We start from the raw sequence: 13,982 nt of genomic DNA, 5'->3' as shown, positions 1-13,982 counted from the left end.
CTGGTGCCCGGCGGCCCGGGGCGTGCGGGGCCGCGGGTGGCGGCTCAGCCGCCGGCGGCGGCCGTGCCCGAGCGGGCCGGGCGGGCCGGCAGCACCCGCAGGGCCTCACCGATGTCGGCGACCTCCAGCACCCGCATCCCGTCGGGCACCCGCCCCGGGGCGCCGGGCACCAGGGCGTGCGTGAAGCCGAGGCGCGCGGCCTCCGACAGCCGCCGCTGGACCCCCGTGACCCGGCGGACCTCGCCCGCCAGACCGACCTCGCCGATCGCCACCAGGTTCTTCGGCAGCGGGGTGTCCCCGGCGGCGCTGGCCAGCGCGAGAGCCACCGCGAGGTCCGCCGCGGGTTCCGACAGCCGCACCCCGCCGACCGTCGCGCTGTAGATGTCCCGCTTGCCCAGCGCGTTGATCCGGCCGCGCTGCTCCAGGACGGCCAGCATCATCGACACCCGCGAGTTCTCCAGCCCCGAGGTCGTCCGCCGCGGGGAGGGGATCTGGGTGTCGACGGTGAGCGCCTGGACCTCGGCGACCAGGGGGCGGCGGCCCTCCAGCGTCACCGTCAGGCAGGTGCCGGGCACCGGCTCGTCGCGGCGGGTCAGGAACAGCCCCGAGGGGTCGGCCAGCCCCGTGATGCCCTCGTCGTGCAGTTCGAAGCAGCCGACCTCGTCGGTCGCCCCGTACCGGTTCTTCACCCCGCGCACCAGCCGCAGCCGCGCGTGCCGGTCGCCCTCGAAGTGCAGGACGACGTCCACCAGGTGCTCCAAGAGGCGGGGCCCGGCGATGGCGCCGTCCTTGGTGACGTGGCCGACCAGCAGCGTGGACATGCCGCGCTCCTTGGACGCGCGGATCAGCGCGCCCGCCACCTCCCGCACCTGCGCGACACCGCCGGGGGCGCCGTCGATCTCGGGCGAGGCCACCGTCTGCACCGAGTCCAGCACCAGCAGCGAGGGCTTCACCTCGTCCAAGTGGGCCAGCACCGCGGACAGGTCCGTCTCGGCGGTGAGGTACAGGTGGTCGCTGAGGGCGCCGATGCGGTCCGCGCGCAGCCGCACCTGGCCCGCGGACTCCTCCCCTGTGACGTAGAGGGTGCGGTGGTCGTCGTCCGCCGCCTTGGCCGCCACGTCCAGCAGCAGCGTGGACTTGCCGACCCCCGGCTCCCCGGCCAGCAGCACCACCGCGCCGGGCACCAGGCCACCGCCCAGCACCCTGTCCAGCTCGGGCACCCCCGTGCCGCGGGCCGTCGCCTGCCGGCCGTCCACCTGGCCGATGGGCAGCGCGGGCGCGGAGACCCGGCCCGGTGCGGTGGTGCGGACCGCCGGGATCCCGCCCGCCTCCTCGACGGTGCCCCAGGCGTGGCACTCGGGGCACCGGCCCAACCACTTGGCGGTCTGCCAACCGCATTCGGTGCAGCGGTAGGTGGGACGGTCCTTCGCAGACGTTTTACGGGTGGCCATGACGGTCACGGTACCGACGTCCACCGACAGCCGGTCCCGGGGCGGCGGACGAGGGCGTGCGGGGGTGCCCGGTCGCTGCGGGGTCCTGCGGGCGGCTCGCGGTGGCCCGCGGCCGTTCCGTGGTGTCCTCGGGTGTGGTGAACGGTGGGCCCGCGCGCGGTCGGCCGGGCTCTGGCCGTGCGCCCCCTGTGCGCCCTTTGTGACGTCGTTGTCGCGAAACCCCTGGCGCGTGTCCTCTTTTGGAGGACAACGTCACCCGAAGGTAGTAATCCCTCGCCGACGGGTCCAGCAAAGCGCCATCATCCGCCTACCGTCGCGGGGTGAAGACGAGCAGGCGCGAGCACCCCAGGAACTCCACCGGCGCACCGCCAGCGCACCGGGTGGGAAGGACGACGCACCGGCATGCCGACGGCACCGCGCCGCAGTGCGGCGACACGTATCCGGGCGACGCGTATCTGGACGGCCTGTTCACCTACTGTCTGTCCGTGCTGTGCGAGCACGAAGCCGCCCTTCTCGCGCTCGGCGAGACGCTCGCGCTCGCCGACCGGCAGCACTCCCGAGGCCGTGCCCCCGAGGCCGAACACCTCCGCCGTCCCTGGCTCTACGCCCTCGCCAGGTGGTCGTGCTCCCGCCGGCTCGCCGACCGGAAGGCCAGAGCCGGGGCCGGGGCCAAGGCCGGGGCCAGGGACATGGCCGGGGCCCAGGACATGGCCGGGGCCCGGGACGAGGCCGGGACCAGGGGCATGGCCGGGGCCAGCGCCGGCACCCGAGGCGGTGACGCGGGGGCGGTGGCCGAGGACCCGTCCGCCGACGCGGGCCGGTGGGCGGTAGCGGATGGCGCGCCCGTCCCCGCGTCCCCCGCCGCCACGGGGTGGGATCTGCTCGACGAGGCGGCGCGGGTGCGGAGGCGGAGCGAACTCGCCGCGCTGGCCTGGCCGGAGGCGGCGGGTACGTCGCCCGAGCAGCGTGAGGCGCTGGAGCTGTCCGTCCGGCACGGTCTGCCGCCCGCGCAGATCGCGGCGGTCCTCGCGATGCCGGCCGACGCCGCCGAGGACCTGTTGATGAACGCGGCCTGCGAGGTGGAGCGCACCCGGGCCGCGCTGCGCGTCGTCGAGTCCGGTGGTTGCGCCGCCGTGGCCCGGCTCGCCGGGGACGACCGGCTGCTGATGGGGTCCGCGCTCCGCCGCGAACTGGTGCGGCATGTGGACGAGTGCGCCCAGTGCCGGCGCGCCGCCGAGCGCGCCATGGCGGGCGTCTCCTGGCCGGGTACCGCGCCTGCCTCCGCCGCGCTCGCTCTCGTCGCCGCTCCGCGCTCCGCGGTGTACGCGGCGGTGGAGCTGGCCCGCTGTGCGCGCGCCCAGCGGGCACCGCGTTTCGACCGTGCCGGTTTCCCCGTGTGCGAGCGCAACCGCGCGGCGCGGCGCGACCGGCTGCGGGCGCGGGTGCTCACCTCGACGGTCGCCACGGCCGTGGTGGCCGCGCCGGTGTTGGGCGCCTGGGCCGCCTACCGGGGCGGGCAGGATGTCGGCGCGTCCCAGGCGGAGCGTTCCGCCGCGGCTCCCGACCAGCCCCGCGGGAGCGGCTCGGCCCCCCGGCCGCAGCGTGAGGGCGGCTGGGGGCACAAGGACCGCCACGCGGGGGGTGACGGGCGCCATCGCAGCGCGTCCGAAGCGGGCAAACGGACAGCGGGCACGGGGGCAGGAGGGGCGGTCGGCAAACACCGTCGTACGGGCCCCGGGGGCCTCCTGCCGTCGGTTGCCGGACCGGCCGCCGGGCCGGTCGCCGGTGGCCGTTCTTCCGCGCGTCCGCCGGCGCACTCGGCGCCCCGGCCCCCGTCGTCCGTGCCGGGCGCACCCGGTTCTCCGGGGGCACCGGGGGTGCCGGCCTCTCCGGCGTCTCCGACGCCGACGCCCACTCCGACGGGGACGGTCAGCCCGTCTCCGACGCCCACCGAGGCCGGTTCGCCGTGAGGGCGTCCCGCCCCGGTGGTGTCACGCGGTGCCCTGGTCCGTCGCGCGGGCGGCGGAGGCGTGGGCCTCGGTCGCCGGGTGCGGGGCCATCAGGGGGAGTTGGCTCGCCAGCCGCTGTTCGCACAGTTCGGCCAGGTGGTCGTAGGCGGCCTTGCCCATGAGCTCGGTCAACTCGGCGCGGTAGGAGAGGTAGACGGGCCGGCCCGCGCCGTGCGCGGACGGTGCCGCCGTGCACCACCAGTGCAGGTCGTGTCCGCCGCCGCCCCAGCCGCGGCGGTCGTACTCGCCGATCGAGACGTAGAGCACTTCCTCGCCGTCGGGCAGTTCCACCCACTCGTAGGTGCGCCGGATCGGTACCTGCCAGCACACGTCGGGTTTGGTCTCCAGCGGTTCGCGGCCCTCGCGCAGGGCGAGCAGGTGGAGTGCGCATCCCGCGCCGCCCTCGAAGCCGGCGCGGTTGTGGAAGATGCAGGCGCCGTTCCAGCGCCGCGTCTGGCGCTCGCCCTCCTCGTTGACCTCGGCCCAGCCCAGCGCGCCGGTGCCGACGTCGTGGTGCTGCCACATCTCGGGTGTGAGCCGTGCCACGTGGGTGGCGACGCGTTCCTCGTCCTCCTCGTCGGAGAAGTGCGCGCCCAGGGTGCAGCAGCCGTCCTCGGCGCGGCCCTCGGTGATGCCCTGGCAGCCGTTGCCGAACAGGCAGTTCCAGCGGGAGGTCAGCCAGGTCAGGTCGCAGCGGAAGACCTGTTCGTCGTCGGCCGGGTCGGGGAACTCCACCCAGGCACGGGTGAAGTCGAGGGCGACCTCCTCGTCCCGTGCCGCGCCCGACTCGTCCCGCGCCGCGCCCACCGACGGCCCCTCGGCCGCCGGGCTGTGCGCCCCGCGTGCGCCGCCCTGCTTCTGCTGCTTCGCCGCTTTCGTCGTACCCACGCCGACCAGCGTACGGGGCAGCCGCCCTTCCGCCCGTACGCCGCTCCCCGTCGTCGGCGGCGGCGCAGCCGCTAGCGTGCTGGGTATGAGACTCGGTGTCCTCGATGTGGGGTCGAACACGGTCCACCTGCTCGTGGTGGACGCGCACCCCGGCGCCCGCCCCCTGCCCGCGTACTCGCACAAGGCGGCGCTCAGGCTCGCCGAGCTGCTGGAGGCCGACGGGTCGATCAGCCGGGAGGGCGTCGAGCGGATGACCGCCACCGTCGCCGAGGCGCTGGAGGTCTCCGAGGAGAAGGGCGTCGAGGCGCTGCTGCCGTTCGCGACGTCCGCCGTGCGCGAGGCGGCCAACGCCGAGCAGGTGCTCGCTCGTGTCGCCGAGGAGACCGGCGTCAAGCTGGAGGTGCTCTCGGGCGCCGACGAGGCCCGGCTGACGTTCCTTGCCGTGCGGCGCTGGTTCGGCTGGTCGGCCGGGCGGCTGCTGGTGCTCGACATCGGCGGCGGTTCGCTGGAGATCGCCTACGGGCTCGACGAGGACCCGGACGCGGCGGTGTCGCTGCCGCTGGGCGCGGGGCGGCTCACCGCGGGCTGGCTGCCGGGGGACCCGCCCGACGCGGCGGACGTGCGGGCGCTGCGCCGCCATGTACGCGCCGAGATCGCACGCACGGTCGGTGACTTCAACCGGCTCGGCCCGCCCGACCGCGTGGTGGCCACCTCCAAGACGTTCAAGCAGCTCGCGCGGATGGCGGGTGCTCCCCGCAGCGCCGACGGGCTGTACGCGCAGCGCGCGCTCGGCCGCTCTTCTCTGGAGGAGTGGGTGCCCAAGCTCGCCGCGATGCCCGCCGAGGAGCGCGCGGGGCTGCCCGGCGTGTCCGAGGGCCGGGCCCACCAGCTGCTCGCCGGCGCTCTCGTCGCGGAGGCCGCCATGGACCTCTTCCGCGTCGACGAGCTGGAGATATGCCCCTGGGCGCTGCGTGAGGGCGTCATCCTGCGCCGTCTGGACCGCCTCCCGGCTCTCTGAGCGGCGGTGCTGCTGCGGGCCTGCCGGCTGGGGGCCTGCTGGTTGGGGCCTGCCGGTTGCGGGCCCGCCGGCTGCGGGCCCGCCGACTGGGGCCCGCCGGCTGGGGGCCGCGGTGCGGGCGGGGCGTCGGGGTGTGAGCGGGCTCCCAGTGGCCGACTCCCTCGCGGGGAGCGGCACGCGCTTAGGGTGGCTGGGTGGGCATCGAAAGCGTGCGGGTCTCCCAGGCGAAGGTCGCCCTGTCGACGGCCTCGGTGTACCCGGAGTCGACGGCCGCGGCGTTCGAGATCGCCGGGCGCCTCGGCTACGACGGCGTCGAGGTCATGGTCTGGACCGATCCGGTCAGCCAGGACGTGGACGCGCTGCGCCGCCTCTCGGACTTCCACGGCGTCCCGATCCTGGCCGTGCACGCCCCGTGCCTGCTCATCACCCAGCGCGTGTGGGCCAAGGACCCCTGGGAGAAGCTGGTGCGGGCCCGCGCCGCCGCCGAGACGCTGGGCGCCTCCACGGTCGTCGTCCACCCTCCCTTCCGCTGGCAGCGCGGCTACGCGCGCGAGTTCGAGCGCGGTGTGTGGCGGATGGCGGACGAGACCGACGTGCGGTTCGCCGTCGAGAACATGTACCCGTGGCGCTACCGCGACCGCGAGATGCTCGCCTACGCCCCCGACTGGGACCCCACCCAGAACGACTACCGGCACTTCACCATCGACCTCTCGCACACGGCCACCGCCCGTAACGACACCCTCGCGATGGTGGAGCGGATGGGGGACCGGCTGGGCCACGTCCACATCGCCGACGGCAACGGGTCGGCCAAGGACGAGCACCTGGTTCCGGGGCGCGGCTCGCAGCCGTGTGCCGAGGTGCTGGAGCGGCTGGCGGCACGCGGGTTCGACGGCCACGTCGTCGTGGAGGTCAACACGCGCCGCGCCATGTCGGCGGCCGAGCGCGAGGAGGACCTGGCCGAGGCCCTCGCCTACACGCGTCTCCACCTCGCGGCCCAGCCCCGGGGCCCGGAGGCCGGCCGCACCCCGGCGGGCCCGGACGCGGAGGCCGGGCGCGCCCCGGCGGACCCGGACGCCGGGTGGTCCGCCGCTCCCGGCCGGGGGGACGCGTGAGCGCGCCGGACGACCCCGCGGGGCGCGCGGAGACCGCCTCCGCGGCGCCGCGCGGGCGGGGCCGCCCGGCACGCCGCGGCGGCGAGGACGGCCCCGGCACGCGCGAGCTGATTCTGGCCTCGGCGCGGGGCGAGTTCGCCGAGCGCGGCTACGACAAGGCGTCCGTGCGGGCCATCGCGCGCGGCGCGGGGGTGGACGCGGCGCTGGTGCACCACTACTTCGGCACCAAGGAGCAGGTGTTCGCGGCGGCCGTGGAGGCTGCGCTCGCTCCGGCGCTGGCCGTCCCCGACCTCATCGAGGGGGTGGCGCCCGGGGAGGTGGGCGAGGCGGTCACCCGCACGTTCCTGGGGATGTGGGAGGACCACGAGACCCGGGAACCGGTGCTGGCCATCGTCCGCTCCGCGGTCAACAACGAGCGGGCCGCCGCCGTCTTCCGCGCGTTGCTGAGCCGGAACCTGGTCTCGCGGGTGGCGGCGCACCTGGGGGAGGCGGACGCGCGGCTGCGGGTGAACCTGGCGGCGGCGCAGCTGGTGGGGGTGGCGCTCCTGCGCTACGTCATCCGGCTGGAGCCGCTGGCCTCCGAGCCCGTCTCCGCGGTGATCGGACGGCTCGCGCCCGTCGTCCAGCAGCACCTCACGGGCCCGGCGCCGGACGGGGGCCGGGGGGCGGCTTCGCGTGCGGGCTCGGAGGCGGCTCCGCACGGCGGGTTCGTCCAGGATCCGGACTCCGTGTCCGGATCTTGAGCCGGAGGCGTACCCTCGGTTCTTCTACGAGTTGTTTCGGTGGCGCTTCCGGCGCTGCCAGTGCATGCAAAGGGAGAGGCAGCCATGCCCGAGCTGAGGTCCCGCACCGTCACCCACGGACGCAACATGGCGGGGGCGCGTGCCCTCATGCAGGCGTCCGGCGTAGCGCGCGAGGACTTCGGCAAGCCCATCGTGGCGGTGGCCAACAGCTTCACCGAGTTCGTGCCGGGCCACACCCACCTCCAGCCGGTGGGCCGCATCGTCAGCGAGGCGGTCAAGGCGGCGGGCGGCATCCCGCGCGAGTTCAACTCGATCGCGGTGGACGACGGCATCGCGATGGGCCACGGCGGCATGCTCTACTCGCTGCCGTCCCGCGACCTGATCGCCGACTCGGTCGAGTACATGGTCGAGGCGCACTGCGCGGACGCGCTGATCTGCATCTCCAACTGCGACAAGATCACGCCGGGGATGCTGATGGCCGCGATGCGGCTGAACATCCCCACGGTCTTCGTCTCCGGCGGCCCCATGGAGGCGGGCGAGACCACGCTGGTCAACGGGACGGTCCGCAAGCTGGACCTGGTCGACGCGATGTCGGAGGCGGCCAACGACAAGGTCTCCGACGAGGACATCCTGCGCATCGAGCAGAACGCCTGTCCGACCTGCGGTTCCTGCTCCGGCATGTTCACCGCGAACTCGATGAACTGCCTCACCGAGGCCCTCGGCCTGGCCCTGCCGGGCAACGGCTCGACGCTGGCCACCCACACGGCACGCAGGGAGCTGTACGAGACGGCGGGCCGCACGGTCGTGGAGGCCGCCCGCCGCTACTACGACCAGGACGACGCGACCGTCCTGCCGCGCAACATCGGCTCCCGCGCCGCCTTCGAGAACGCCATGGCCCTCGACATCGCCATGGGCGGCTCCACCAACACGATCCTGCACCTGCTGGCGGCGGCCCAGGAGGCCGAGCTGGACTTCACGATGCACGACATCGACCAGCTCTCCCGCAAGCTGCCCTGCCTGGCCAAGGTCGCCCCGAACGTCGCTCCCGGCGGCACGTACTACATGGAGGACGTGCACCGCGCCGGCGGCATCCCCGCCATCCTGGGCGAGCTGTACCGGGGCGGGCTGCTGAACGAGGACGTGCACACGGTGCACGCCGACTCGCTCGCCGAGTGGATCAAGACGTGGGACATCCGCGGCGGCTCCCCGTCGGCCGAGGCGCTGGAGCTCTTCCACGCGGCGCCGGGCTGCGTGCGCTCGGCCGAGGCGTTCTCGCAGTCCGAGCGGTGGGAGTCCCTGGATGTGGACGCGGCAGGCGGCTGCATCCGCGACGTCGAGCACGCCTACTCCGCCGAGGGCGGCCTGGCGGTGCTCTACGGCAACCTCGCCGAGAACGGCTGCGTGGTGAAGACCGCGGGCGTGGACGAGTCGATCCTGACCTTCACCGGGCCCGCCGTCGTGTGCGAGTCGCAGGAGGAGGCCGTCCAGAAGATCCTGGACAAGACGGTCAAGGAGGGCGATGTCGTCGTCATCCGCTACGAGGGCCCCAAGGGCGGCCCCGGCATGCAGGAGATGCTCTACCCGACCTCCTTCCTCAAGGGCCGGGGCCTGGGCAAGGCCTGCGCGCTGATCACCGACGGCCGCTTCTCCGGCGGTACGTCGGGCCTGTCGATCGGCCACATCTCGCCGGAGGCGGCGGGCGGCGGCGCCATCGCGCTGGTCGAGGACGGCGACACCGTCGTCATCGACATCCCCCGCCGGCAGATGCGGCTGGACGTGGACGAGGAGACGCTGGCCGCGCGGCGCGAGGCCCTGGGCGGCCGGTACGCCCCCGCGGCCCGCGAGCGCAAGGTCTCCACGGCGCTGCGCGCCTACGCGGCCATGGCCACCAGCGCCGACCGCGGCGCGGTGCGGGACGTGACCCTGCTGGAGCGCTGAGGCGCACCCGCCGCGACCGGGGCCGGGCCCGCACGGGGCCCGGCCCGGCGTCGTTTCCGGGCGCGCGATAATCGAACCGTGCCCGACATCTCGAAGCCCCCCGAGAACAGCGTGCCGACCACTCACGGGCCGGCGCCCGAGCCGCTGCGTTTCTACGGCACCACCTGGCTCGACCACTCCGGCGGTTACGCGCTGCGCCGCCTCGGCCTCGGCGTCGGTGCCGTGCTGGCGGCCGGCGCGGGCGCTTTCGTGCTGCGCTTCGCCTATCAGGGCGTCGTGGTGGCCGACATCGGCAGCTGGGCGAGTGTGCTGCTGGTCGCCGCATTCGCCGTGTGCAGCGCGATGGCGTTCGCACGGACGCTGACCTTCTACGGGCGCCGCCCCGACGAGCGGGAGGCGTCGGCCGAGTCGTCGATGCACAGCATCCGGATCATCGGCTTCGTCGGGGTGCTGCTGGCCTACGCGCTGCGCACCTGCGTCGAGGCGCCCGGCGAGCGGCTGCACCGGGCCGAGTACGAGGCGGCGGTGGCCCGCCACGCGCGGCAGCGGCAGACCCGCACGGGCAATCCGGCGGCGAGGAAGAAGAAGCGCAAACGCTGAGGCAGCAGCCTGGGCAGCCGCCGAGGTAGCCGGCGCGGCAGACGCCGAGACGGCGCTGAGGTGCACACGTCAATATCTCCGCTGCGGGAGGGCCTCGGGGCCCTCCCGCAGTCGTGTCAGGGGAAACCCTGAATCGTCCCGGACAAGGCACTTTTTGCCTCGACACCTCGTTCCGCCACGTGTCAGATTCTTCTTACACCCAAGAGAGAGGGGTCGCGGTGAGCGCGATCGAGACCCCGACAGGAGACGAACTGCTGAAGATCCTGGCAGCGCTCGGCAACCCGCACCGGATGCGGATCGTCGCGGCACTCGCCGAGGGCCGGAACTACGTCAGCAGGCTCGCCCGTGAGATCGGCATGAGCCGCCCGCTGCTGCACATGCACCTCCAGCGGCTGGAGGCGGCCGGTCTGGTGGTCGGGTCGCTGGAGCTGTCGGACAGCGGCAAGGCCATGAAGTTCTTCGAGGTGTCCCCGTTCGCCTACGCGCTGACCCCGCAGGTCGTCGCCGAGGCCGCGCGGACCCTCACGGATCAGGCCGCCCAGGCCGCCGGCGAGCAGCACGGAGCCGGCCCTCCGCCGGGCGAGCAGGTCTCGGACGAGAAAGAGAGAGCGACGTGAACGAGTACCTCACGACCGCGGCTCCGCCGGTCGACGCGGCCGGTGTCTGGGCCGCGGCGCTGGGCACCGGCGGGGTCTTCGTCCTGCTGATCGTCGTGGTCTGGCAGCTCGCCGCCACCTGGCGGGCCCGGATGCTGGCGGCGCGGGAGCAGCAGTACAAGCAGCTGGCCCTCAAGTACGCACAGCTCCTGGAGGACAACGTCGAGCTGCACCGCCGCAGCGTCGAGGAGCTGACGCAGGCGCGGCATTCGATCGCCTCGATGGAGAAGATGATGCGCGAGATCGAGTAACCGGCTCGCCACCTTCGTGCACGGCGCTCGTACGGCCGGGAGCGGCAACTCCCGGCCGTACACGTGAGCGTGAGCTTCCGCGAACCCCTCGCGTCCCACACCCACCCCCTGGAGGGTACCCATGCCTGTTCTCTCTCCGCCTCCGGGCAACAGGCGCCCCGGCGTGCCGCGCCGTCTCGCCACGGCACCCGGCGGAAGGCGCGGCAAGTGGCTGGTCCTGGCCGCCTGGCTGCTGATCGTCCTGGCGCTCGGCCCGCTGGCCGGCAAGCTCACCGAGGTCGAGGACAGCAGCGCCAACGCCTTCCTGCCCGGCGGCGCCGAGTCGGCCCAGGTCAACACCGCGCTGGAGAAGTTCCGCGGCGAGGACGAGATCATCCCCGCGGTCGCCGTCTACGCGCGCGGCGAAACGGCCGTCACGCAGGCCGACGCGGCCAAGGCGCGCGCCGACCGCGCCGCGTTCGCCCCGCTGGTGCCGCAGGGCGAGAAGCTGACGGGGCCCGTCCCCTCGAAGGACGGCAAGGCCCTCATGCTTGTCGTGCCCCTGACTACCGGCGACGACGACATGACGGACGACCTGGAGAAGATCCGCAGCGTGGCAGCCGCCAACGCGCCTCCAGGACTCGACGTCGCCGTCGGCGGCCCCGCCGGATCGCTGCTCGACAGCATCGAGGTCTTCGACAACCTCGACTCCACCCTGATGCTGGCCACCGGGGCCGTCGTCACACTGCTGCTCTTGCTCACCTACCGCAGCCCGCTGCTGTGGCTCTTCCCCGTGCTGTCGGTCGGCTTCGCCGCCGTGCTCACCCAGGTCTCCACCTACCTGCTGGCCAGGTACGCCGCACTGCCCGTCGACCCGCAGAGCGCCGGCATCCTCATGGTGCTGGTGTTCGGCGTCGGCACCGACTACGCGCTGCTGCTGATCGCCCGCTACCGCGAGGAACTGCACCACCACGCCGACCGGCACGAGGCGATGCGGATCGCGCTGCGCCGGTCGGGCCCCGCGATCCTCGCCTCCGCCGGCACCATCGCCGTCGGCCTGGCCTGCCTGGCCTTCGCCGACATCAACTCCTCCCGCTCGCTCGGCCTGGTCGGCGCGGTCGGTGCCGTCTGTGCCCTGCTCGCCATGGTCACGGTGCTGCCCGCGCTGCTGGTGGCGACGGGACGGTGGGTCTTCTGGCCGTTCGTACCGCGCCACGGAACGGCGCCGCGCCAGGCGAGCACCCTCTGGTCCCGGATCGGCGCCCTGCTGGCGCGCCGCCCGCGCTGGTCGTGGCTGATGTCGGTCGGCGTGACGGCCGTGCTGGCGCTGAGCGCGACAGGGCTGACCCTGGGCCTGACCAACGAGGAGATGTACCGGGACACACCCGAGTCGGTGGTGGCCCAGGAGAAGCTGTCGGCGCACTACCCCTCGGGCGCCTCCGACCCCGCCACCGTCGTGGCGCGCACCGGCGCGCGCGAGGCGGTGCGCGGCGCGGCGGTGGACGTCGACGGCGTCGAGTCCGCCAGGATCCAAGACCGCACGAGCGACGGGCGGTTGACCTCGCTGGCCGTCGTCCTTGAGGACGCGCCCGACAGCGACGCCGCCAAGGCCACCGTCGACAGGCTGCGGGATGCCGTCCACGCCGTCGACGGAGCCGACGCGCTGGTGGGCGGCACGACCGCCGAGTCGCTGGACACCCGAAGAGCCGCCGAGAGCGACCTGCGGACCGTCATCCCGGTCGTGCTCGCCGTCGTCCTGCTCGTCCTGGTCGCGCTGCTGCGCTCACTGGTCGCACCGCTGCTCCTGCTGGCGACCGTGGTGCTGTCCTACTTCGGCGCACTGGGAGCCTCGAACCTGATCTTCCAGCACCTGATGGGCTTCCCCGCGGTGGACAACTCGCTGCCCCTGATGGGCTTCGTCTTCCTGGTCGCCCTGGGCATCGACTACAACATCTTCCTGATGACCCGGGTGCGCGAGGAGGTCGGACGGCGGGGCCACGCCGCAGGGGTGCTGGCCGGGCTCACCTCCACCGGCGGCGTGATCACCTCGGCGGGGATCGTGCTGGCGGCCACCTTCGCGGTGATCGCCTCCATGCCGCTGGTCTCGATGGCCCAGCTGGGCGTCCTGGTCGGCTTCGGCGTCTTGCTGGACACCTTCCTCGTCCGCACGGTGCTGGTGCCCTCGCTGGCCCTGGACCTCGGCGCCCGCATCTGGTGGCCGGGGCGCCCGTGCCGCCACCGGGGGCAGGAGGCACCGCACGCGGGCGAGCGGGTGGCGCGTCCGCAGGAGGAGAGGGTCTGAAGCCCAGCAGGCGCTCCCGCCTCCGTCTGGCGGCGCACCGCCGGCCGTCCGCACCGCACCGCACCGCGCGGCGCGGCGCGGCGGGGTGCCGCCGTCACCGCCCTGTGTCCTTGACGCCCGAGCACAGCCCGCAGCACAATTCAACGTGTGATGAATAAACCGCCTCCACCACCTCCAGCCCCACACCCGCAACCGCCACCCGGGCCGGCCGATCCGCCCGGTCCGCCCGGCCCGACCGGACCGGGTGGATCGACCGATCGCGCCGGGGAGCGCCGCGGGCCCGCCGTCCGCGCCCGCGGCCTCACCGTCGTCCGAGGGTCCCGGCGCGTCCTCGACGCCCTCTCCTTCGACGTCACCCCCGGCACCGTCACCGGCCTCCTCGGCCCCTCGGGCAGCGGGAAATCGACCCTCATCCGCGCGATCGTCGGCACCCAGGCCAAGGTCACCGGCACCCTCGACGTCCTCGGCCGCCCCGCGGGATCGGCCGGGCTGCGCTCCCGCGTCGGATACGTCACCCAAGCACCCTCCGTCTACGGCGACCTGAGCGCGCGCCAGAACCTCGACTACTACGCCGCCGTCCTCGGCATCCCCCGCTCCCGCCGAGCCGCCGCCGTCGCCCAGGCCCTCACCGACGTCGACCTCACCTCCCACGCCGACGACCTGGCGGGCAACCTCTCCGGCGGCCAGGCCTCCCGCGTCTCGCTGGCCGTCGCCCTGCTCGGCGCCCCCGAACTCCTCGTGCTCGACGAACCCACCGTCGGCCTCGACCCGGTGCTCCGCCGCGACCTGTGGGACCTCTTCCACCGCCTCGCCGCCCGCGGCACCACCCTGCTGATCTCCTCCCACGTGATGGACGAGGCGAACCGCTGCGCACACCTGCTCCTCGTGCGGGACGGCACCCTGCTGGCCGCCGACACCCCGCAGGCGCTCAGGGAGCAGACCGGCAGCGACACCGTCGAGGAAGCCTTCCTCGCCCTCGTCGACGCGGCCCGCGCCGCCGAGGACCCCGCCGCCGAGGACTCCGCCCCCTCACCG

12 protein-coding genes are annotated in these 13,982 nt (G+C 74.3%); 10 read left to right on the top strand and 2 right to left on the bottom strand.

The annotated features are described in order from the left end of the window. Positions 1-44: 44 nt before the first annotated feature. Positions 45-1,451, bottom strand: a complete 1,407-nt coding sequence (gene radA / locus AB8Z75_RS22285; protein WP_369204707.1) for a DNA repair protein RadA — start codon at positions 1,449-1,451, stop codon at positions 45-47. Between the two features lie 320 nt (positions 1,452-1,771). Between radA and AB8Z75_RS22280 the strand changes: the two genes are divergently transcribed. Next, positions 1,772-3,421 carry a hypothetical protein gene (locus AB8Z75_RS22280; protein ID WP_369204705.1) on the top strand — a complete coding sequence of 550 codons (1,650 nt, stop codon included), beginning with the start codon at positions 1,772-1,774 and terminating at the stop codon, positions 3,419-3,421. Between the two features lie 21 nt (positions 3,422-3,442). On the opposite strand, the gene AB8Z75_RS22275 is transcribed toward AB8Z75_RS22280, so the two are convergent. Further along, positions 3,443-4,267 (bottom strand): hypothetical protein, encoded by an 825-nt coding sequence (locus AB8Z75_RS22275; protein ID WP_369204709.1) that lies wholly within the window; start codon positions 4,265-4,267, stop codon positions 3,443-3,445. Positions 4,268-4,433: 166 nt separating this feature from the next. On the opposite strand from AB8Z75_RS22275, the gene AB8Z75_RS22270 reads away from it, so the two are divergent. The 9 genes from AB8Z75_RS22270 to AB8Z75_RS22230 all read left to right on the top strand — a co-directional run. Then, complete coding sequence (locus tag AB8Z75_RS22270; protein ID WP_369204703.1) at positions 4,434-5,366, top strand: Ppx/GppA family phosphatase; 933 nt, start codon at positions 4,434-4,436, stop codon at positions 5,364-5,366. Positions 5,367-5,560: 194 nt separating this feature from the next. Next, positions 5,561-6,478, top strand: coding sequence for a sugar phosphate isomerase/epimerase family protein (locus AB8Z75_RS22265; RefSeq protein ID WP_369204701.1), 918 nt, complete (start codon positions 5,561-5,563; stop codon positions 6,476-6,478). Then, complete coding sequence (locus tag AB8Z75_RS22260) at positions 6,475-7,221, top strand: TetR family transcriptional regulator (protein WP_369204699.1); 747 nt, start codon at positions 6,475-6,477, stop codon at positions 7,219-7,221. Before AB8Z75_RS22265 ends, AB8Z75_RS22260 begins: the two co-directional genes overlap by 4 nt. 84 nt (positions 7,222-7,305) lie before the next feature. Further along, positions 7,306-9,159 carry a dihydroxy-acid dehydratase gene (ilvD, locus tag AB8Z75_RS22255; RefSeq protein WP_369204697.1) on the top strand — a complete coding sequence of 618 codons (1,854 nt, stop codon included), beginning with the start codon at positions 7,306-7,308 and terminating at the stop codon, positions 9,157-9,159. A 78-nt stretch (positions 9,160-9,237) separates the two neighbouring features. Next, a complete protein-coding gene (locus tag AB8Z75_RS22250) occupies positions 9,238-9,759 on the top strand; it encodes a hypothetical protein (protein ID WP_369204695.1) in 522 nt (173 codons plus the stop codon). A gap of 218 nt (positions 9,760-9,977) precedes the next feature. Continuing rightward, on the top strand, positions 9,978-10,376 hold the full coding sequence (locus AB8Z75_RS22245) for an ArsR/SmtB family transcription factor (protein ID WP_369204693.1): 399 nt from the start codon (positions 9,978-9,980) through the stop codon (positions 10,374-10,376). Beyond that, positions 10,373-10,666 (top strand): hypothetical protein, encoded by a 294-nt coding sequence (locus tag AB8Z75_RS22240; RefSeq protein ID WP_369204691.1) that lies wholly within the window; start codon positions 10,373-10,375, stop codon positions 10,664-10,666. The genes AB8Z75_RS22245 and AB8Z75_RS22240 overlap by 4 nt, the downstream gene beginning before the upstream one ends. Positions 10,667-10,787: 121 nt before the next feature. Continuing rightward, positions 10,788-12,947 (top strand): MMPL family transporter, encoded by a 2,160-nt coding sequence (locus tag AB8Z75_RS22235; protein WP_369204689.1) that lies wholly within the window; start codon positions 10,788-10,790, stop codon positions 12,945-12,947. A gap of 150 nt (positions 12,948-13,097) precedes the next feature. Next, a partial coding sequence (locus AB8Z75_RS22230; protein ID WP_369204687.1) for an ABC transporter ATP-binding protein occupies positions 13,098-13,982 on the top strand: 885 nt, incomplete at its 3' end.

This window comes from Streptomyces sp. PU-14G (assembly GCF_041028275.1).
Lineage (GTDB): Bacteria > Actinomycetota > Actinomycetes > Streptomycetales > Streptomycetaceae > Streptomyces.
Note: the sequence above shows the minus strand (reverse complement) of the source record. Positions and strands in the feature narration are given on the sequence as shown.

What these genes read in the sequence shown, in the direction of transcription:
- radA (WP_369204707.1), bottom strand. Translation starts at nt 1,451, where the DNA reads ATGGCCACCCGTAAAACGTCTGCGAAGGACCGTCCCACCTACCGCTGC.
- AB8Z75_RS22270 (WP_369204703.1), top strand. Translation starts at nt 4,434, where the DNA reads ATGAGACTCGGTGTCCTCGATGTGGGGTCGAACACGGTCCACCTGCTC.
- ilvD (WP_369204697.1), top strand. Translation starts at nt 7,306, where the DNA reads ATGCCCGAGCTGAGGTCCCGCACCGTCACCCACGGACGCAACATGGCG.
- AB8Z75_RS22235 (WP_369204689.1), top strand. Translation starts at nt 10,788, where the DNA reads ATGCCTGTTCTCTCTCCGCCTCCGGGCAACAGGCGCCCCGGCGTGCCG.